The organism is Paracoccus sp. (in: a-proteobacteria) (genome assembly GCF_030538655.1).
Lineage (GTDB): Bacteria > Pseudomonadota > Alphaproteobacteria > Rhodobacterales > Rhodobacteraceae > Paracoccus.
Genome location: NZ_JAUNTO010000014.1, coordinates 44,377 through 64,369, shown reverse-complemented (window position 1 = coordinate 64,369; position 19,993 = coordinate 44,377). Strand labels below are relative to the sequence as shown.

Annotated in this window: 20 protein-coding genes and 1 tRNA gene; 7 read left to right on the top strand and 14 right to left on the bottom strand. The window is 63.2% G+C overall.

The window, feature by feature from the left end:
- Positions 1 to 35: 35 nt before the first annotated feature.
- Together accD and Q4G22_RS10725 are read left to right on the top strand one after the other, a co-directional pair.
- On the top strand, positions 36 to 947 hold the full coding sequence (gene accD, locus Q4G22_RS10730; protein ID WP_303385899.1) for an acetyl-CoA carboxylase, carboxyltransferase subunit beta: 912 nt from the start codon (positions 36 to 38) through the stop codon (positions 945 to 947).
- Between the two features lie 57 nt (positions 948 to 1,004).
- On the top strand, positions 1,005 to 2,282 hold the full coding sequence (locus tag Q4G22_RS10725; RefSeq protein ID WP_303385898.1) for a folylpolyglutamate synthase/dihydrofolate synthase family protein: 1,278 nt from the start codon (positions 1,005 to 1,007) through the stop codon (positions 2,280 to 2,282).
- Between the two features lie 899 nt (positions 2,283 to 3,181).
- On the opposite strand, the gene Q4G22_RS10720 is transcribed toward Q4G22_RS10725, so the two are convergent.
- The 5 genes from Q4G22_RS10720 to Q4G22_RS10700 all read right to left on the bottom strand — a co-directional run bounded on the left by Q4G22_RS10720 (position 3,182) and on the right by Q4G22_RS10700 (position 10,655).
- The gene (locus Q4G22_RS10720; RefSeq protein ID WP_303385897.1) at positions 3,182 to 6,826 is read right to left on the bottom strand and encodes a vitamin B12-dependent ribonucleotide reductase; all 3,645 of its coding nucleotides are present in this window, start codon (positions 6,824 to 6,826) and stop codon (positions 3,182 to 3,184) included.
- A gap of 480 nt (positions 6,827 to 7,306) precedes the next feature.
- The gene (locus Q4G22_RS10715) at positions 7,307 to 7,846 is read right to left on the bottom strand and encodes a 5-formyltetrahydrofolate cyclo-ligase (RefSeq protein WP_303385896.1); all 540 of its coding nucleotides are present in this window, start codon (positions 7,844 to 7,846) and stop codon (positions 7,307 to 7,309) included.
- Positions 7,843 to 9,279, bottom strand: coding sequence for a magnesium transporter (gene mgtE / locus Q4G22_RS10710; protein ID WP_303385895.1), 1,437 nt, complete (start codon positions 9,277 to 9,279; stop codon positions 7,843 to 7,845). The genes Q4G22_RS10715 and mgtE overlap by 4 nt, the downstream gene beginning before the upstream one ends.
- Positions 9,280 to 9,291: 12 nt before the next feature.
- Positions 9,292 to 10,086: a histidinol-phosphatase gene (gene hisN, locus Q4G22_RS10705; RefSeq protein WP_303385894.1), complete on the bottom strand. Its 795-nt coding sequence runs from the start codon at positions 10,084 to 10,086 to the stop codon at positions 9,292 to 9,294.
- A 209-nt stretch (positions 10,087 to 10,295) separates the two neighbouring features.
- Positions 10,296 to 10,655, bottom strand: a complete 360-nt coding sequence (locus Q4G22_RS10700; RefSeq protein WP_303361113.1) for a helix-turn-helix domain-containing protein — start codon at positions 10,653 to 10,655, stop codon at positions 10,296 to 10,298.
- A gap of 182 nt (positions 10,656 to 10,837) precedes the next feature.
- On the opposite strand from Q4G22_RS10700, the gene Q4G22_RS10695 reads away from it, so the two are divergent.
- A complete protein-coding gene (locus Q4G22_RS10695; RefSeq protein ID WP_368661473.1) occupies positions 10,838 to 11,797 on the top strand; it encodes an NADPH:quinone oxidoreductase family protein in 960 nt (319 codons plus the stop codon).
- Between the two features lie 115 nt (positions 11,798 to 11,912).
- The gene (locus tag Q4G22_RS10690) at positions 11,913 to 12,659 is read left to right on the top strand and encodes a Bax inhibitor-1/YccA family protein (protein ID WP_303385893.1); all 747 of its coding nucleotides are present in this window, start codon (positions 11,913 to 11,915) and stop codon (positions 12,657 to 12,659) included.
- A 105-nt stretch (positions 12,660 to 12,764) separates the two neighbouring features.
- Here the strand turns inward: Q4G22_RS10690 and Q4G22_RS10685 are convergent.
- The 4 genes from Q4G22_RS10685 to Q4G22_RS10670 form a co-directional block, all read right to left on the bottom strand.
- Positions 12,765 to 12,841, bottom strand: a tRNA-Arg gene (locus Q4G22_RS10685).
- A gap of 34 nt (positions 12,842 to 12,875) precedes the next feature.
- The gene (locus Q4G22_RS10680) at positions 12,876 to 13,247 is read right to left on the bottom strand and encodes an MliC family protein (protein WP_303385892.1); all 372 of its coding nucleotides are present in this window, start codon (positions 13,245 to 13,247) and stop codon (positions 12,876 to 12,878) included.
- A 32-nt stretch (positions 13,248 to 13,279) separates the two neighbouring features.
- Positions 13,280 to 13,711, bottom strand: coding sequence for a GNAT family N-acetyltransferase (locus Q4G22_RS10675; RefSeq protein ID WP_303385919.1), 432 nt, complete (start codon positions 13,709 to 13,711; stop codon positions 13,280 to 13,282).
- Between the two features lie 20 nt (positions 13,712 to 13,731).
- Positions 13,732 to 14,043 carry an ETC complex I subunit gene (locus Q4G22_RS10670; RefSeq protein WP_303385891.1) on the bottom strand — a complete coding sequence of 104 codons (312 nt, stop codon included), beginning with the start codon at positions 14,041 to 14,043 and terminating at the stop codon, positions 13,732 to 13,734.
- A 139-nt stretch (positions 14,044 to 14,182) separates the two neighbouring features.
- On the opposite strand from Q4G22_RS10670, the gene Q4G22_RS10665 reads away from it, so the two are divergent.
- The 3 genes from Q4G22_RS10665 to Q4G22_RS10655 all read left to right on the top strand — a co-directional run bounded on the left by Q4G22_RS10665 (position 14,183) and on the right by Q4G22_RS10655 (position 15,396).
- Complete coding sequence (locus Q4G22_RS10665) at positions 14,183 to 14,698, top strand: superoxide dismutase family protein (protein WP_303385890.1); 516 nt, start codon at positions 14,183 to 14,185, stop codon at positions 14,696 to 14,698.
- Positions 14,699 to 14,756: 58 nt separating this feature from the next.
- A complete protein-coding gene (locus tag Q4G22_RS10660; RefSeq protein WP_303385889.1) occupies positions 14,757 to 15,056 on the top strand; it encodes an I78 family peptidase inhibitor in 300 nt (99 codons plus the stop codon).
- Positions 15,057 to 15,117: 61 nt separating this feature from the next.
- The gene (locus Q4G22_RS10655; protein ID WP_303385888.1) at positions 15,118 to 15,396 is read left to right on the top strand and encodes a hypothetical protein; all 279 of its coding nucleotides are present in this window, start codon (positions 15,118 to 15,120) and stop codon (positions 15,394 to 15,396) included.
- An 82-nt stretch (positions 15,397 to 15,478) separates the two neighbouring features.
- On the opposite strand, the gene uvrB is transcribed toward Q4G22_RS10655, so the two are convergent.
- From uvrB to Q4G22_RS10630, 5 genes are all read right to left on the bottom strand, one after another.
- On the bottom strand, positions 15,479 to 17,665 hold the full coding sequence (gene uvrB, locus Q4G22_RS10650; protein ID WP_303385887.1) for an excinuclease ABC subunit UvrB: 2,187 nt from the start codon (positions 17,663 to 17,665) through the stop codon (positions 15,479 to 15,481).
- A gap of 121 nt (positions 17,666 to 17,786) precedes the next feature.
- Positions 17,787 to 18,440, bottom strand: coding sequence for an alpha/beta hydrolase (locus Q4G22_RS10645; protein ID WP_303385886.1), 654 nt, complete (start codon positions 18,438 to 18,440; stop codon positions 17,787 to 17,789).
- Positions 18,437 to 19,060: a DNA-3-methyladenine glycosylase gene (locus Q4G22_RS10640; protein WP_303385885.1), complete on the bottom strand. Its 624-nt coding sequence runs from the start codon at positions 19,058 to 19,060 to the stop codon at positions 18,437 to 18,439. Before Q4G22_RS10640 ends, Q4G22_RS10645 begins: the two co-directional genes overlap by 4 nt.
- Complete coding sequence (locus Q4G22_RS10635; protein ID WP_303385884.1) at positions 19,057 to 19,353, bottom strand: hypothetical protein; 297 nt, start codon at positions 19,351 to 19,353, stop codon at positions 19,057 to 19,059. Before Q4G22_RS10635 ends, Q4G22_RS10640 begins: the two co-directional genes overlap by 4 nt.
- Positions 19,346 to 19,972 carry a GntR family transcriptional regulator gene (locus tag Q4G22_RS10630; RefSeq protein WP_303385883.1) on the bottom strand — a complete coding sequence of 209 codons (627 nt, stop codon included), beginning with the start codon at positions 19,970 to 19,972 and terminating at the stop codon, positions 19,346 to 19,348. Before Q4G22_RS10630 ends, Q4G22_RS10635 begins: the two co-directional genes overlap by 8 nt.
- Positions 19,973 to 19,993 lie beyond the last annotated feature (21 nt).

Here is a 19,993-nt window from a genome sequence, read left to right as displayed (position 1 = left end):
TATTTCGGAACCGGATTAACCGCAGGGAACCGGCGATGAACTGGATCACCAACTATGTGCGCCCGCGCATCAACTCGCTGTTTTCGCGGCGCGAAGTGCCGGAAAACCTGTGGACCAAATGCCCCCAGTGCGGAACCATGCTGTTTCACCGCGAACTGGACGATAACCTTCAGGTCTGCACCAATTGCGACCACCACCTGGCGATCACCCCCCGCGAAAGGTTCCGCAACCTGTTCGACGGCGGCGCCTTTGTCGAGGTCAAGGTGCCCGACCCCGTGGCCGACCCGCTGGGCTTCCGCGATCAAAAGAAATACCCCGACCGGATGAAAGCCGCCCGCGCCAGCACCGGCGAAAAAGAAGCAATGCTGGTGGCCGAGGGCGAGATGGGCCGCACCCCCATCATCGCCGCCGCGCAGGACTTCAGCTTTATGGGCGGGTCGATGGGCATGTATGTCGGCAACGCCATCATCGCCGCCGCCGAACGCGCCGTGAAACTAAAACGCCCGCTGGTGCTGTTCTCGGCCGCAGGCGGCGCGCGGATGCAAGAAGGCATCCTGTCGCTGATGCAAATGCCGCGCACCACCGTCGCCGTCGAAATGCTGCGCGAGGCCGGGCTGCCCTATATCGTCGTGCTGACCCACCCCACCACCGGCGGCGTCACCGCCAGCTATGCCATGCTGGGCGATGTCCAGATCGCCGAACCGGGCGCGCTGATCTGCTTTGCCGGGCCGCGCGTAATCGAACAGACCATCCGCGAAAAACTGCCCGAAGGGTTCCAGCGTGCCGAATACCTGCTGGAACACGGAATGCTGGACCGCGTGACCCACCGCAAAAACCTGCGCGACGAACTGATCTCGATCATCCGCATGATGACACATCTGCCCGCCCCCGTGGCCGGCGACCTGCCCGCACCGGCCCCGGCAGAACCGCCAGCAGAAACGGTCTGAGCATCTTCTGTCCTTAAATATCCTCTGGGGGTCCGGGGGGCGAAGCGCCCCCGGTGTGTGCCGATGCAAAACAGCGATGCCATCCTTGACCGGCTGATGGGGCTGCACCCCAAAATCATCGACCTGTCGCTGGACCGGATGCACCGCCTGCTGGCCGCGCTCGGCAATCCCGAACGCCACATCCCGCCGGTGATCCATATCGCCGGAACCAACGGCAAAGGCAGCACGCAAGCAATGATCCGCGCCGGGCTGGAAGCCGGGGGCAAGCGGGTCCACGCCTATACCTCGCCGCATCTGGCGCGGTTCCACGAACGCATCCGGCTGGCGGGGACGCTGATCGCCGAAGACACCCTCTCCGCAACGCTCGAGGAATGCGAGGCGGCCAATGCAGGCGCGCCGATCACTTTCTTTGAAATCACCACGGCAGCAGCCTTTCTGGCCTTTGCCCGCACCCCGGCGGATTACACATTGCTCGAAGTCGGGCTGGGCGGGCGGCTGGATGCCACCAACGTGATCGACACCCCGCGCCTGACCATCATCACCCCGGTCAGCATCGACCACACGCAATATCTGGGTGAAACCCTGCCCGAGATCGCGAGCGAAAAAGCCGGAATCATCAAGCACCGTGTGCCCTGTGTGGTTGGCCCTCAGCAAGACGACGCTCAAACCGTGATCGAGGCGCGGGCGGAACGCCTGTTCGCCCCATTGATCGCGTCAGGCCAGCACTGGACGGCGGCGCGTGAAGGGGATGCGCTGATCTATCGCGACGAACGCGGGCTTTTGGACCTGCCACTGCCCAATCTGCCCGGCCCGCATCAGATCGACAACGCCGGAACCGCCCTTGCCGCCCTGCGCGAACTGGGTGCCGATGAAGATATGGCCCGCGCCGCCGTCACCCGCGCCGATTGGCCCGCCCGGATGCAGCGCCTGCGCCGTGGCCCTCTGATTGACGCGGCCGGGCCGAATGTTGAACTGTGGCTGGACGGTGGCCATAACCCCGCCGGTGGCGCCGCTGTCGCCAGGACGCTGGCCGCCCTGCCCCACCGCCCCACGCATCTGATCTGCGGCATGCTGAACACCAAGGACGTCACCGGCTATATGCAGCCGCTGGCCACCCAAGTCACAACCCTGACCGCCGTTCCCATCCCCGGCGAACCAAACACGCTGCCCGCAGCAGATACCGCCGCCGCCGCCCAAAGCGCCGGAATCGACGCCCGCACAGCAGATACAGTGGAACAGGCGATCCGCGACATTACCGCCATCGCCCCGCAGGCCCGCATCCTGATCTGCGGATCGCTGTATCTGGCCGGACGCGTGCTGCGCGACAACGGCTGAAATTGCGTCCTGCGACAATGGGGGGCCAGCCCCCCATCTGGCGCAAGCGCCAGATTCCCCCCGGGATATTTGGAAACGAAAGACAAAGACGCGGTGGGTGAGCAAGGGGGGAAGAGACACGAAGGCTGGTCAGGCTGAGATTGCATCCCGCAGCGACGGGGGGCCAGCCCCCATCTGGCGCAAGCACCAGATTCCCCCGGGATATTTGGAAACGAAAGACAAAGACGCGGTGGGTGAGCAAAAGGGGAAAGAGGCGAGAAGGCTGATCAGGCACGCACCTCGCAACTGCCACAGGCAGCGCGAGGTGCGGCGTCTCTCGTTACGGCCATCGGCGTCCCCGCCTGTTCCGTGCAGCCTGTATAGCAGCCTGGTCTTTCGAAAGGGTTAACCCCGTCGGTTCGGTTTGAAATTCCTCTGTAAGAGAGACGAGGCAGTTCGGGAACAGATCCCCTGACCGTTTGCCGGCGCGTCAGGGGGCATTACCGCAGCAAGCTTCCATCCGCTCAACAGATCAGCCCCAGCCCGACCAGAGCAAGGTCACAGCCATCCCGTCTGACAGCCTTTCGCGCATTTGTCTGTGCACAGCCTGTGTACAGCTTGTGCACAGGCTGTGCACGTTCTGTGCGGCGCTGAACCCAGCAATTACTGGGTTTTTCACCCTGATCCGCCCAGATCGTTGCACAGCACCGCACGCTGCCGTTGCATGGCGCGGCTGACCACTCGCCTACGCATCGCACAAAAAAGTGCCCCCCGTGCGCTGCCACACACGGGGGGCTGATGTCAGGCGCGCCTTCTGCCGGGGCGCTGGCTGCTGCTCGGATAGGGCGCGGCCGGAACATGGGGACCGCGCAGCCAGCCTGACAAACGAATGGGGCCGGCCAAAGCCAGCCCCGCTATTCTTAGCTGCACCCAGAGGTGCCGCCGCAGGTGTTACACTTCATACAGGTGCCGTTGCGGACCAGCGTGTAATTGCCGCATTCGCCACAGGGATCGCCTTCGTATCCCTGCATCCGGGCCTTGGTGCGGGCATCCATGCTGGTTGTGGTCGCTGTCACACTTGCGGCCTGAAACACCGCCGCATCCTCGGCCATCCCGACGGCCATAGCCACCTGCGAGGCCCCGCCTTGCAGCACCATCAGTTCCTGCGGCAGACGCTTGCGCAGATAGCCCGCCGAACTGATTTGTTTCAGCATTGTCAGCGACTTAAGCTCGGCATTTTCGCTGACCGGGGCAACATTGGTCTGCCCTTCCTTTTCACCGCCGCCCAGTTCATCAAAACTGGCCCCCGCCGGTTTCACATGCGCCAGATCGGTGCGGTCCAGATAGCTGACGGCCAGTTCGCGGAACACATAATCCAGAATGGACGTAGCGTTCTTGATGCTGTCATTGCCCTGCACCATGCCCGCCGGTTCGAACCGGGTGAAGGTGAAGGCATCGACGAACTCCTCCAGCGGGACGCCGTATTGCAGGCCGACCGACACGGCGATGGCAAAGTTGTTCATCATCGCCCGGAAGCCAGCACCTTCCTTGTGCATGTCAATGAAGATCTCGCCCAGCTTGCCGTCGTCATATTCGCCGGTGCGCAGATAGACCTTGTGCCCGCCGACCACCGCCTTTTGCGTATAGCCCTTGCGGCGGCCGGGCAGTTTTTCCCGGTGGCTGCGGACCATTTCCTTGATGATGATCTTTTCGACCACCTTTTCCGCGATCACCGCCGCCTTTTCCTGCGGGCTGCCGGTTTCCAGAATTTCGGCGGCTTCATCGTCATCCTCGACCAGCGCAGAGGCCAGCGGCTGCGACAGTTTGGACCCGTCGCGATACAGCGCATTCGCCTTGATCCCCAGGCTCCACGACAGTTCATAGGCGGCCAGCGCGTCGGTGATGGTCGCGTCATTGGGCATGTTGATCGTCTTGGAAATCGCGCCCGAGATAAAGCTCTGCGCCGCCGCCATCATGCGGATATGGCTGTCCACCGACAAGTAACGAGTGCCGCGCTTGCCGCATTGGTTGGCGCAATCGAACACCGCGTAATGTTCGGGTTTCAGGAAGGGCGCGCCTTCCAGCGTCATGGTGCCGCACACATGGTCGTTGGCGGCGTCGATCTGCGCCTTGGTAAAGCCGAGGTGGCGCAGCAGGTCAAAGCCCGGATCGGCCAGCTTTTCCGCAGGAATGCCAAGGGTTTCGCGGCAAAAAGCTTCGCCCAGGGTCCATTGGTTGAACACAAAGCGGATGTCAAAAGCACTGGCCAGCGCGGCATCGACTTTTTCCAGCTCGCGCGGGCCAAAACCGTGGCCGGTCAGCGCGGTGTGGTTAATGCCGGGGCAGTTGCCAAGGCTGGCGTGGCCGACGGCATAGGCGATGATTTCCTCGATCTGGGCCGAGCCATAGCCAAGCGCGGTCAGCGCCGCAGGCACCGACTGGTTGATGATCTTGAAATAGCCGCCACCCGCCAGTTTCTTGAACTTGACCAGAGCAAAATCGGGTTCAATCCCGGTGGTGTCGCAATCCATCACCAAGCCGATGGTGCCGGTCGGCGCGATCACCGTGGCCTGCGCGTTGCGATAGCCATGCGCCTCGCCAAGACGCAGCGCGACGTCCCATGCGCTGCGGGCCAGATCGACCAGCCGCGCATCGGGGCAGTTCGCTGCATCCAGCGCGACCGGGTTGACGTTCACGCCCTCATAGCTGCCGTTATAGGCCGCCGCGCGGTGGTTGCGGATCACCCGCAGCATGTGGTCGGCGTTCTTGGCATAGCCGGGGAAAGCACCCAATTCGCCCGCAATTTCGGCACTGGTCGCATAGGAAACGCCGGTCATCAGCGCGGTCAGCGCACCGCACAGCGCCCGGCCCTGATCGCTGTCATAACCCAGCCCCATGTTCATCAAGAGGCCGCCGATATTGGCATAGCCAAGGCCAAGCGTGCGGAATTCATAGGACCGCTGCGCGATCTCCTTGGACGGGAATTGCGCCATCAGCACGCTGATTTCCAGCGTCAGCGTCCACAGGCGCGTGGCGTGGATATAGGCGTCGGCGTCGAATTGCCCATCCGCCCAGAAGGTCAGCAGGTTCATCGAGGCCAGATTACAGGCCGTATCGTCAAGGAACATATATTCGCTGCACGGGTTCGAGCCGCGGATCGCCCCATCCTCGGGGCAGGTGTGCCAGGCGTTGACCGTATCGTGGAACTGGATGCCCGGATCGGCGCAGGCCCATGCGGCATGGCCGATCTGGTCCCACAGCTCGCGCGCGCTGACGGTTTTCGCCACGCCGCCATCGGTGCGGCGCAGCAATTCCCACGGCTGATCCTCACGCACGGCTTGCAAAAAGCTGTCCGTCACCCGGACCGAGTTGTTCGAGTTCTGCCCCGACACGCTGATATAGGCTTCCGAGTCCCAATCGGTATCATAGGTCGGAAATTCAATCGAATCAAAGCCCTGCCGCGCATATTGCAGAACTCGGTTGATATAGGTTTCCGGGATCATCGCCTTTTTCGCGGCGCGGATCGCGGCTTTCAGCGCCGCGTTCTGTGCGGGGTCGGTCGCGGCATCAATCGCGCCATCCCATTCGCGGATTGCGGCGAAGATCTCGTTCAGCCGCGCCTCATGCGCCTTGGACCCGGCGACCAGCGAGGCAACCTTTTGTTCCTCGATCACCTTCCAGTTGATGAAGGCTTCGATGTCGGGGTGATCCATGTCGCAGATCACCATCTTGGCCGCGCGGCGGGTGGTGCCGCCCGATTTAATCGCGCCCGCTGCCCGGTCGCCGATCTTGAGGAACCCCATCAGCCCCGAGGATTTGCCACCGCCCGACAGCTTTTCCCCCTCGCCGCGCAAGGATGAAAAGTTGGTGCCGGTGCCGCTGCCGTATTTGAACAGACGCGCCTCGCGGACCCACAGATCCATGATCCCGCCCTCGTTCACCAGATCATCGCTGACCGACTGGATAAAGCAGGCGTGCGGCTGCGGGTGTTCATAGGCGCTGTCGGATTTGACCAGCTTGCCGGTCTTGTAATCGACATAGAAATGACCCTGCGACGGACCGTCGATGCCGTAGGCCCAATGCAGGCCGGTGTTGAACCATTGCGGGCTGTTCGGCGCGGCCATCTGCCGGGCCAGCATAAAGCGCATCTCGTCGTAATAGGCGCGGGCGTCGGATTCAGCGGTGAAATAGCCGCCCTTCCAGCCCCAATAGGCCCAAGCGCCGGCCAGACGGTCGAACACCTGCCGGGCGCTGGTTTCGCCGCCAAAGCGGTCCCCCTCGGGCAGCTTGGCCAGCGCGGCCTCATCGGGAACCGAGCGCCACAGGAATTCCGGCACGTCCTTTTCCCGCACCCGCTTCAGCACAGCCGGGATGCCCGCCTTGCGGAAATATTTCTGCGCGATCACGTCGCTGGCGACCTGCGACCAGCCCTTGGGCACCTCGACCTGATCGTTATGAAACACGACCTTGCCATCCGGGTTGCGGATTTCACTGGTGGTGGTGGTGAATTCGATGCCGCCGTAGGCGCCAGCGGCTTCGGTGGTGAAACGACGTTCGATCTTCATGCCTGCCCTCATGTCCCTGTCCCCGCTGCGGGGGGTTTCAAGCGGGCGAGTCGGGACATGGACCGCGCAACGGATCGTGCGCGGCGAAGGTCGAAACCACCAGTCCTGCCTAGCCCAAAATCTGATCCTGCCGCGAGGTCGGTGGCCGTTAGCCTGCCACCAGATATTGTGTCGCCGGGACCGTGCCCCACTACCTGCCGTGATCCGTCACAGCTTTCAACCAAATTTTTACAGTTTGGTAACCTCTTTTTACGTTGACAGAACGGCCCCGATTTGCCGCCCCCTTGTGCCGCAGTGCAGCGAGTCAATTCGTTAATAAATCGTCAACGAACGGGATTTCCCGAATGATCCGGCAGGGTTCCGGGCCGGGATTCACCAGTTTTCCACCGGGTTTTCCCCTGATTTACCCGCAGAATCCGGCACCTTGACCGCGTGTTCGGAACGCCACGTCTGCACCGAAAAAAATGACGCCGCCCCGCCTCAGAGGCGAATGGTGTCGCGGTCGGTCACGATCAGGTTCAGCGGCTGATCGAACGGACCAGCCGGCACCGCCGGCACTTCCTGACAGGCAAAGGCCAAACCGATGGCCGTCACCGGCCCGGCGGCGCGCAGCTGCGCCAGAGTCCGGTCATAATACCCGCCGCCATAACCGATCCGCTGCCCCGCACGGTCAAAGGCGGCCAGAGGCACGATCAGCACCTGCGGCACAACCACTGGCGCTGATTCGGGCGGGTGGTGGGTGCCGAACGGCCCGCCCTCCAGCGCGGCACCGGGCAACCATGCGCGAAAGATCAGCGGCACGTCGCGCCCCGGCACCACCGGCAGACACAATGGCCCGTCATGGGTGGCCATGGCAGGCAACGGGTCGGCTTCGCCGCGCATGGGCCAGTATCCGGCCAACACCTGCCCGGCAAAGGGCAACAGCGTCGCGCGTAACCGCGCAACCACTGCCCCGGCATCGCCGCCCTGTTCGGTCCGCGCGGCCAGCGCTGCCGCCCGTAATGCGGCCTTGCCGGTCACAACAGAACCACCGTCGCCAGCCCCAGAAATGCAAAAAAGCCGATCACATCGGTCAGCGTGGTGACAAAGGTGGGCGAGGCCAGTGCCGGGTCGGCCCCCAGCTTGTCCAGCGCCAGCGGCACCAGAATGCCGCCCACCGCCGCCACTGTCAGGTTGATAATCATTGCCGCGCCGATCACCCCGGCCAGCGCGGGGTCGCGGAACCAGATCCACGCCACCGCCGCGATGATGGCACCAAAGGTCGCGCCGTTAACCAGCCCTACCGCCGCCTCACGCATGACGATACGCCACATATTGGCAGCCGTCAGGCTTTTGGTGGCAAGGCCGCGCACCACGACCGTCAGCGTCTGCGTGCCCGCGTTCCCGCCGATCGAGGTGACGATCGGCATCAGCACGGCCAGCGCGACGATGCGGGCGATCGAATCCTCGAACAAGGCGATCACGGCGGCAGCCAGCAATGCGGTAAAGATATTCGCCCCCAGCCACGGCACCCGCTGGCGCACGGTTTCCAGCACCGTATCCGAAATCGAGCTTTCGTCGCCAACACCCGCAAGACGCAGAATATCCTCCTCGTGCTCTTCGTCCAGAACCGACATGGCATCGTCGATGGTGATGACGCCCACCAGCCGGTCGGCATCATCCACCACAGGGGCGGAAATCAGGTGATACTGGTTGAATACATAGGCCACGTCGCTTTCATCGGCGGTGGCGCTGATGGTGCGGAAACTGTCCTCGGTCAGATCGCGCATCGGTATGGCGCGCGGCGCGCTCAGCAACCGGCCCAACGTCACATAGCCGACAGGACGGTGCCGCGGGTCCACCAGAATGATGTGATAGAACTGTTCGGGCAGGTCATCTTCGTGCCGGCGCAAATAGTCGATGGCCTCGCCCGCCGTCCAGTGCTCGGGTCCGGTCACGACCTCGGACTGCATCAGGCGGCCCGCAGAATATTCGGGATAGGTCAGCGACTGCTGCACCGCCGCCCGGTCGGATTCGTCCAGCGCAGCAAGGATTTCCTCGCGCTCGCCTTCATCCATATCCTCGACCAGATCAACAACGTCGTCGCTGTCCATCTCGCGCACGGCTTCAGCCAGCACGTCGGGGGGCAGCGCCTCGATCACCTGATCGCGCACTGCCTCGTCGATTTCGGACAGAATCTCGCCGTCGATCTCAATCGAGTAGAGGTCCAGAAAGGTGCGGCGCTGTGCCGGGGTCAGGCGCTCGATAATGTCGGCAATGTCGGCACCGTGCATCGGCTCCAACAATTCTTCCAGCCGGGCGGCGTCCTGATCGACGATGGCCTGATTGATCTGGGCCAGCAACTCGCGCCGGGGCAGAAAATCGTCGTCATCATCCAGTTCGGCGGGGGCGGCCGGATCGGTCAGGACCGGCGCGGCGGTGTCATCGTCGTGCTTGCGGCTGTCGTCGGTCATAGACGCCCCCTGTCAGGCCGTTTGGTTCAGCAGCGCCAAAGCCGCGCGATGCAGTTCGGGCGTCGCCGCAGCGATGATCTGCCCCCCGCCAGAAGGATCGCCGCCCTGCCAGTCGGTCACGATCCCCCCCGCCGCGCGCACCACGGCAATCGGGGCCACCACGTCATAAGCCTGCAAACCGGCCTCGATCACCAGATCGACATGCCCCAACGCCAGCAGCGCATAGGCATAGCAATCCATACCATAGCGGGTCAGCCGCACCCGTCCGGCCACACGGTGAAACGCAGCGGCCTCGGCCGGGCTGCCCACCTCGGGGTAGGTGGTCATCAGCGTCGCCTGCGTCAGATCGCCGGTCTGCCGCACCCGCAGCGCCGTTTCGCCATGCGGCCCCGTCAGCCGCGCCAGACCCAGCCCGCCCTCGAACCGTTCGCCGGTATAGGGCTGGTCGATCAGCCCATAGATCGGGCCAGTGTCGTCACGCACCCCGATCAGCACGCCCCATGTCGGCGCGCCGCAGATAAAGGCACGGGTGCCGTCGATGGGGTCCAGCACCCATGTCAGCCCCGATTGACCGGGTTGCGCACCGAATTCTTCGCCCAGAATCGCGTCATCAGGGCGGCGTTCGACCAGAATCGCCCGCATCGCCTGTTCCGATGCACGATCCGCCGCTGTTACCGGGTCAAAACCGTCGGCCAGCTTGTTTTCCGCCGCCAGCGGGCTGCGAAACAAGGGCAGGATGGCCTGCCCCGCCTGATCGGCCAGCGCGTGGGCCGTGTCGATAATGGCGCGGTGATCGTGCTGTGGCATGGCTGTGTCCCGGTATCTGCGCCGGGCACCGGGGCGCCCGCGTGAGTTTGGCAACCTTGTGCCAGCATGATGGACAAAGGGAAAGGGGCGCGGTTCGATCCGCGCCCCTCCTCCCCGTGTGTTTTTTGACAGGTGGATCTGCCGCCCACTCTGCATTATGTGCATTTACTCGCTTAAGGAGAGTAAAGCGGTATTTGATTAACGCCCCCTCAGGCGGCGTCAGACAGCACCCGCGCCAGTTCGAAAATCTGCCGACGCTGCGCGGCGGGCATGGCGTAATAGGCCCGGACCAGTTGCAGCGCCTCTTTGTCGGCGATGATGTCGCCTTCGATCTGCTCCATGATCTGGCCTTCGTTCAGGCCGTCGAAGAAAAAGCTGACCGGCACGTCAACCGCCCGAGAAATATCCCACAAACGCGAGGCAGAAACGCGGTTCATCCCGGTTTCATACTTTTGAATCTGCTGGAACTTGATGCCAACCTTTTCGGCCAGCTGTTGTTGTGTCATCCCGATCATCCACCGACGATGACGGATACGCTTACCAACATGAACATCGACACCGTGTTTCATGACAACCTCTTATGCAATCTATGATGGGCCTACCCCAGCAAATTGCAATTTTCGAGCACCAATATGGTTAATAAGCCGTATCCTACCTAAAAAGACAGGTTATGCACTGCACATAGTGCAAATTTGTTGCCGCACGCGAAGGCAGCTACTATCCATCTGGAAACAAAGGCAGGAAATAAACCATGATGAAAGCAGCCAAGATAGAATCACAGGGCGAGACTCCACGCCTGATTGAGATCGCCGCGCCGCTTCCCGGTCCCGGCGACGTTCTGGTGCAGATGAAAGCCGCCGCGCTCAACTTTGCCGATCTTCTCAAGGCGCAGGGCCGCTATCAAGAGGCCGAGCCGTTCCCCTTCACGCCGGGGCTGGAGGGCGCGGGCGTGGTCATCAGCGCGCCGGACGACAGCGGGCTGACGCCTGGGATGCGGGTCGCGGTGAACTATCCCGGCACGCTGGCGGGGCAGATCGTCGTGCCGCCGGGTGCCTGTGTGCCAATCCCTGACGGGATCAGTGACGAACAGGCCGCAGGGTTCCAGATCGCCTATGGCACCAGCCATCTGGCCCTGACCTTGCGCGGCGATCTGCGTGCGGGTGAAACGCTGGCGGTTTTAGGGGCTGCCGGAGGCGTGGGCCTGACGGCGGTGCAGATCGGCGCGGTCATGGGCGCGCGGGTCATCGGTATCGCCCGCGGGGACGACAGATTAGCGGCCGTGCGTCAGGCCGGCGCGCACGAGGTTATCGACAGTGCCACCACCGGGGATCTGAAGCAGGCACTGCGCGATCTGGGCGGGGTTGATGTCGTCTATGATCCGGTCGGCGATGCGCCGGGGCTGGAGGCCTTTGGCGCGCTGCGACCGGGTGGACGGCATCTGGTCATCGGGTTTGCCGGGGGCAAGCCGCCAGCCCTGCCGCTGAACCACGCGCTGGTCAAGAACATCGCCATCCACGGCTTTTACTGGGGCGGCTATCGCAAGCTGGATGGCGCCGCGCTGCGCACCAGCCTGACAGACCTGTTCGCAATGGCCGCCGACGGACGCCTGCCACCGCTGGCGCAGGAAACCCTGCCGCTTGACCGCGTGGCCGAAGGCTTTGCCCGGCTGCGGGACCGCGCCTCGACGGGAAAGGTGGTCATCACCCTGTGAGATGCGGCATTTTATACACTTGCGGCATTGAAAAAACGGCCCGGTCAGACAATATAGCCGTGTAACGAACGGGGGCCGTGCCCCCTACGCCGATACGGATTAACGGGAGAGTCAGATGGCAGAATACAACACCTTCCGCACGGCCCAGGGCGGTGTGGCACAGCAGGCCGCAATCGACGAGGGTCTGCGTTCCTACATGAACCGCGTCTATGGGCTGATGTCGGTGGGCATGGGCGTGACCGCAGTGGCCGCCTATGGCATTTCGCAGGCTGCGGTGTCGGCCAACGGCACGCTGTCGCCGCTGGGTGTGGCGCTGTATACCAGCCCGCTGAAATGGCTGGTGATGTTCGCACCGCTGATTATGGTCTTTGCCTTTGGCGCGGCGCTGAACCGGCTGTCGGTGCAGGGCGCGACTGTTCTGTTCTATGCCTTCGCCGCCATCATGGGCGTTTCGATCAGCTCGATCTTTCTGGTGTTCACCGGCACGTCCATCGTGCAAACCTTCCTTGTGACGGCCATCGCCTTTGCCGGGCTGTCGCTGTGGGGTTATACCACCAAGAAAGACATTTCGGGCTGGGGCAGCTTCCTGATTATGGGCGTGATCGGCCTGATCGTCGCCTCGATCGTGAACATCTTCCTGCAATCGTCGGGGATGCAGTTCGCCATCTCGATTTTGGGCGTGCTGATCTTTGCCGGTCTGACCGCCTATGACACCCAGAACATCAAAAACACCTATCTGCAAATGCGCGACAGCGGCGATGAATTCGTAGGCAAGACCGCGATCATGGGTGCGCTGAAACTGTATCTGGATTTCCTGAACCTGTTCATGTTCCTGCTGCAATTCATGGGCAACCGCGAATAATCGCCGCCCCATACAGACCAAAAGGCCGGGCCACATGCCCGGCCTTTTTCGTTGGTTAATGCAGGCTGCAAGCGCCCCGGCAAGCCTTTGATTAATAATGGAATATGGCGATCCCGGAAGGAATCGAACCCTCAACCTGCCGATTAGAAGTCGGCTGCTCTATCCAGTTGAGCTACGGGACCGCTGCGCCGCTTGTGCGCCAAGCAGGCGGCAGGATCAAGTCTCCGATACCCTGCATTCCGTCAGCAGATCGGCGGCATCGCCATCAGGCCCATAAAAGAACATCCCGTCATCGCCTTTGGCGTGCAGCTCATACGGGTGTGCCTCATCGACCGAGCGATAGCGGACGCCCGAGCCAGACACCACCTGAATCATGGCGATCTGCTGTCCATCTATATGGGCAACAGCAAAGGATTCGCCCGTGGGAATAAGGACATAGGCCACCGGCACCTGCGTCCCGCGTTCACAGGTGAACACCACCTGCGAGATGAAAGCCCCGTCCTCGGGGCGGTTGGTCTGCTCCTGCGCCAGCGCCAGCGCGGGCGAGGCCGCCAGCAGAGCAGCGAGTAGAGAAAATCGTGCAGTCATGATGAAACCCTTTGATTGGACGGCAATGACAATCACAGCGCCCGCGCCATGAATACGCTGTTCGGATCGGCCCGGTAATCGCCGAACGGATCACATTCCTGAAATCCGGCCCGCGCATACAAGGCCCGCGCCGCGTCAAAGCTGGGCTGCGACCCGGTTTCCAGTGACAGGCGCGACAGCCCGGCGGCCCGCGCCTCGGCGATCAGATGATCCAGCAGGCGGCGCGACAGCCCGCGTCCGCGCGCCTCGGCCAGAACATGCATGGATTTGATCTCGCCTTGCGCGGGGGCGATTTCTTTCACCGCCCCCATTGCGACCGGCGACCCGCCATCGCGCAGCACGAAAAAGGCAATGCCCGGCGCGTCCAGATCGCCGCGATCCATCATGTGAATTGATTCAGGCGGCGTATCGACGTGGCAGTGGTGATGATGCCGCGCGAACAGGATCGCCAGATCATCCGCCAGCGGGCTTTCCCGTGAGATCGTCAGTGCGTCCACGGTGCACGCCGGTCGGTGGCGAAGTTTTCGCCATAGCCGCGCGGACGGATGTTGGCCGCCCGCGGATGCGGATCGCGCAGCACATACTCCAGCCCGTGTTCGCGGGCGTAATCTTCGGCCTGCTTGCGGGTTTCGAATGTCAGCCGCACCTGGCTTTGGGTATCGTCGCTGCTGGTCCAGCCCATCAGCGGGTCGATGTCGCGCGCATCGGCATGGGGAAATTCCAGCACCCACCCTTTGGTGCGGGCAGTGCCCGATTGCATGGCATTGCGGGCGGGCTGATAGATGCGAACGCGCATGGCGATATTCCCTTGACTGGCGGACGCGTAATTTATCGCCAAAGCGGGCGCGCGGATCAAGCCCCCGGAACGATTTGCCGCGCCAGCCGTTGCCCTGTCACAACCCGACCACAACACACAGCCGAACCCCGAGGACAACATGAAACGCATACTTTTCGCCATCCCCACCGCCCTGATGCTGGCCACCCCTGCCCTTGCCCAGTCAGAACCGCAAGGACTGGTCGCGCAGATCGCCGGGCCAGATGGCGCCGATATGGGCAGCGTCGCCGCCGCGCCCACGCCATCGGGCACCTTGCTGCTGACCATCTTTCTGAAAGGGCTGGAACCGGGCATCCGCGCCATCCACATCCACGAAACCGGCGCCTGCGAAGGGCCTGATTTCACCTCGGCCGGGGGGCATCTGGCCAATGGTCACGATCATGGCGTCATGGCCGATGGTGGCCCGCATCCGGGCGACCTGCCCAATATCCACGTCCCCGACAGCGGCGAAGTGCGGCTGGAACTGTTCGCACCCGGCCTGACCACTGACATGCTGACCGATGCCGACGGGGCCGCCTTTGTCATCCACGCACAGGCCGATGACTACACAGGCCAGCCCACCGGCAATGCTGGCGACCGGATCGGCTGCGGCGTTTTCGCGCCCGCGCAAAATTGAACTCTATCGCTGCTGGCGCGTTAACCCGCCACCAGACATCTTGTCACGGGAGGAAAACATGAAATCCACCAAACTGCTGTCCCTCATCGCCGCCCCGGCCCTGCTGGCCGCCTGCACCGTGGTCCAGCCGGTCGAAACCGTGCCGGTTCCTGTCCCGGTCGTGCCTGCGGGCGATACCTGCAATGCCGCCGCCTATCAGGCCTTCGTGGGCCAACGCTCGCCCGAAATCAGCCTGCCCGCCGGGACCGAGTTCCGCCACTATCGCAGCGGTGATCCGGTGACGATGGATCACGTTCCCACGCGGCTGAATTTTGAATATGATCGCCGCGGCGTCCTGACCGTTGTGAAATGCGGCTGATAACCACAAAAGCGGGGCGGGCAGCAATCGCCCGCCCTGATCCCAAAACAAAGGAGCCCGAATGCCCCCGCTGTTGCGCGCCCTCCCCCTTGTCATGATCGCTGGTGCCTGCGCCGCCCCGTCGTCGGGGCCGCCGCGCATCACCTTGTCAGCCAACACCTGCGACACCGGCGCGCCCCCGGCCATTACCGGCATGAACGTGGGCGAGGTCTTTGCGGGCACCGGCCAGCGCATGGTCATCGTCCCGCCGGGTATAACCCCGCCCGCCGATTATCGGTCGGGTCGTCTGGTGGTGTTCGTTGATGACAAGGGCTGGATTCAGCGCGCCGAATGCCGCTGACACGGCTTTTTGTTTGCCCCAACACCCCGGCCCGAGGCATCTTGAGGCGTGCATCGCCACAGGATCAGCGGCAGATACCGCATCACCCGCGCCGCTTTGACCGCTTGTTTCCACCGCGCTGACCCGCGCGACCGGCGGTGCTGCGGCCACTGGCCTTCCTTGCATCTTCAGCCGCCTCCTCGATCACGGACTGCCGCGCCAGCGGATCATCCGCCACCGCCAGTTCCACCGCCTCAAGCCGCCTGACCTCATCGCGCAGCCGCGCAGCCTCTTCGAACTCCAGGTTCTCGGCGGCCTTGTGCATCTGCGCCCGCAGCGCATCCAGATGCGCGGCAAGGTTGGCGCCAACCATGGGCCGGTCCACCTTGGCCGTCACCCGCGCCTGATCGGTATCACCCTGCCACAGCCCGGCCAGAACATCATCCACGTTCTTACGCACGGTCTGCGGAGTGATGCCATGTTCCTCATTATAGGCGATCTGCTTGACCCGGCGACGCTCGGTCTCGGCCAGGGCGCGTTCCATGCTGCCGGTGATCTTGTCGGCATACATGATAACCCGGCCATCGGCATTCCGCGCCGCCCGGCCAATCGTCTGAATCAACGAGGTTTCCGACCGCAGGAACCCCTCCTTGTCGGCATCCAGAATGGCGACCAGCCCACATTCGGGAATGTCCAGCCCTTCGCGCAAAAGGTTGATCCCGATCAGCACGTCAAAGGCCCCCAGCCGCAGATCGCGCAGAATCTCGATCCGTTCGATGGTGTCGATGTCGCTGTGCATGTAACGCACACGAATGCCCTGCTCGTGCAGATATTCGGTCAGATCCTCGGCCATGCGCTTGGTCAGGGTCGTGACCAGCGTGCGCATCCCGGCGGCACTGACCTTGCGCACCTCGTCCAGCAGATCGTCCACCTGCATGTCAACCGGGCGGATTTCGATCACCGGATCCAGCAGGCCGGTGGGGCGGATGACCTGTTCCGTAAACACGCCGCCGCTCTGATCCAATTCCCACTTCTGCGGCGTTGCCGAAACAAACACCGACTGCGACCGCATCGCGTCCCATTCCTCGAACTTCAGTGGACGGTTATCCATGCAGGACGGCAGGCGGAAACCATGTTCCGCCAGCGTGGCCTTGCGGCGATAGTCACCGCGATACATCCCGCCGATCTGCGGCACAGAGACGTGCGATTCATCGGCAAACACAATGGCATTGTCGGGAATGAACTCGAACAAGGTCGGCGGCGGCTCGCCCGGCGCGCGCCCGGTCAGATAACGGCTGTAGTTCTCGATCCCGTTGCAGACGCCGGTCGCCTCCAGCATCTCAAGGTCGAAATTGGTCCGCTGCTCCAGCCGCTGCGCCTCCAGCAACTTGCCTTCGGCCTGAAACTGTTCCAACCGCTTGACCAGTTCCGCACGAATGCCTTTGATCGCCTGCTGCAAGGTCGGGCGCGGCGTCACATAATGGCTGTTGGCGTAAATCCTGATCTGCCGGAAAGTATCGGTTTTTTGCCCGGTCAGCGGGTCGAACTCGATGATCCCCTCCAACTCATTGCCAAAGAAATCGAACCGCCACGCCCGGTCCTCAAGGTGAGCGGGCCAGACCTCGATCACATCGCCACGCACCCGGAACCCGCCACGCTGAAACGACGCATCCAGCCGCCGATACTGCTGCGCCACCAGCTGGCCGATGAATTCGCGAATGTCATAGGACTGGCCCACAACCATATCCTGCGTCATCGCCGAATAGGTCTCGACCGAGCCGATACCATAGATGCACGATACCGAGGCCACGATGATGACATCATCACGTTCCAGCAAGGCCCGCGTCGCGGAATGGCGCATCCGGTCGATGGCCTCGTTGATCTGCGATTCCTTCTCGATATAGGTGTCCGACCGCGCCACATAGGCTTCGGGCTGATAATAGTCGTAATAGGATACGAAATATTCCACAGCGTTATCGGGGAAGAACCCCTTGAATTCGCCATATAACTGCGCGGCCAATGTCTTGTTCGGGGCCAGAATGATCGCTGGGCGCTGCGTTTCCTCGATCACCTTGGCCATGGTAAAGGTCTTGCCGGTGCCCGTGGCCCCCAGCAGAACCTGATCCCGCTCACCCGCCAGAACCCCCGCGGACAATTCGGCAATCGCCGTGGGCTGATCGCCCGCCGGCTGAAATTCGCTGTGCATGACAAAACGCCGCCCGCCTTCCAGCTTGGGGCGGGTGACTTCGGCGAAGCGGGCGACAGGCGCGTTGGTGTTGTTATGTCCCATAGCGCAAAGGTGTGTGCGCGCCACAAAAAGTCAACGCCCACCCCTGACAAAACCCGTCAGCATCTTCTGTCCGCAAATATCCCGGGGGTGAGCGCCGGAACGGCGCGAGGGGGCTGGCCCCCTATTTGCCCAGCACATCCTTTAAAAACGACAGCGCCACCGACAATCCGTCGGGCGCGATGCCATGGCCGGTGCCCTTCATCACATGGCCGTAAACGGTAAATCCGGCCCCGCTCAGCGCCTCGCCCGCCAACCCCATATCGGCAAAAGGCACCATCGGATCGGCATCGCCATGGACCAGCAGCACCGGCGGTTTCACCCGCACCTCGTTCAGCCGTTCCGGCGCCAGCAACCGCCCGGAAAAGCCGACGATCCCCGCCACCGCCTGATCGCGGCGTGGCAGCACATACAACGCCATCATTGTGCCCTGCGAAAAGCCGATGATCGCCATGCGATCTGCCGTCAGCCCCTCGTCCGTCAGCACCTTATCCAGAAAGTTGTTCAGATCGACAATGGATTGCTCCATCGACGCGCGCGCCTGATCCTCGGACGATCCGTCCAGCCAGGGGATCGGAAACCATTGATAGCCCATCGGATTGTTGGCGCAGGGTTCCGGGGCGTCGGGGGCGTAAAAGGCTACGCCCGGCAGATGCGGCGACAGCGGATCGGCCAGCCCCAGCAAATCAGCGCCATCCGCACCATAGCCATGCAGGAACACCACCACAGCATCGGCATCCGCCGGTCCTTTGCGGGCAAATTTCAGTTCACGGCTCATTTCACACCCTCGCGGCCCTTTGTCATTCGGTAATAGGCCCACAGCCCCCGCGCCGCAACCGCACGCCATGGCCGCCATGGCTCGGCCAGCGCCATCAGCGCCCTGGCGGAAGGCCGCGCGGGCAGATCATACATCAGCCGTGCCGACTCTTGCAGGGCCAGATCGCCCGAGGCCAGCACATCCGCCCGGCCAAGCGCGAATTTCAGGTAAATCTCGGCGGTCCAGTGGCCCACGCCGGGCAAGGCCACCAGCGCCGCCATCGCCTGATCGTCAGGCAGATCGCGCAGCCCCGGCCAATCGACGTCCGCCGCTGCAATGCCTTTCAGGTAACGCACCTTGGGCCGCGACAGCCCTGCCGCGCGCAGATCATCCTCGGACGCCGCCGCAACCGCCGCCTGATCCAACAGCCCCGCCGCCTGCATCCGCGAGGTAATAGCCGCCGCGGCGGCTACCGAAATCTGCTGGCCAATCACCGCATCGCAGATCGCCCCGAACCCGTCGGCCCTGCGGCGCAAGGGCAAAGGCCCAAGCTGCGGCAAAACCCGCGCCCAGACCGGGCAAACCGCTGCCAGATAATCACAGCCTTCATCCAGATCCGCCTGCGCGGCGATGATCCTCACCGGCCCAGTCGACCGGCACGCCCGCCCCGCCGTTGCGGGGGGGCCGCCTTTACTGCCACGCCTTCGGTCAGCACCGCGACCATCGGATGCGCCACACCGGCAGGCAGCGCCTTGGGGGCATAGCTGTCGATGACCAGCCGCATCGCCGCCGCAGCATCGACACCATCGGGCAGCGACAGCGCCCAATCGACAAAGATCGACCGGCATTCGGCGGCGGTGATCCCCTCGATACGAAAACTTTCGCGGATCAGCCCCTTGGGATCGGCGCGCGACAGATCAAGCGGATCAGACATGATATTCCGTCGCCTCCAGCCGCAGCCGCGTTTCCCATGCGTTCGAGATATGCGCTCGGATCGCCGCATCGGCCCCCGCCGCATCCCCCGCCGCAATCGCATCAATCACGGCCTGATGTTCGTCCAGCGCCGCATTCCCGCGCCCCTCTGCGGCCAGCGAGGTGCGCGCCATCAGCGCCATCGAGCGATGCACCAGATCAAGCTGCTGCACCAGATAACGGTTATGCGAGGCCAGATGAATCTGCCGGTGAAACCGCCGGTTGGCCCGCGCCAGCGCCTCGGGGTTATCGACCGCGGCGTGATCTTCGGCCACCATCTGCGCCAGCACCCGGACTTCTTCCGGGGTGGCGTGGCGGGCGGCCAGACGCGCGGCCAGCGCCTCTAATTCGGCGCGGACGGTATAAAGCTCGGCCAATTGGTTGTGATCCAGCGTCGCCACGATCAGGCTACGCCCGTCGCGCACCAGCATCGCCTGCGTTTCCAGCCGTTGCAGCGCCTCGCGCACCGGGGTGCGGGACACGCCGAACCGCTCGGCCAGTTCCGATTCGACCAGCCGGTCGCCGGGCCGGTAATACCCCGCATCAATCGCGGAAAGGATCAGGGTGTAAGCATCTTTCATCCCGGCACCTTCTGTCTGAAC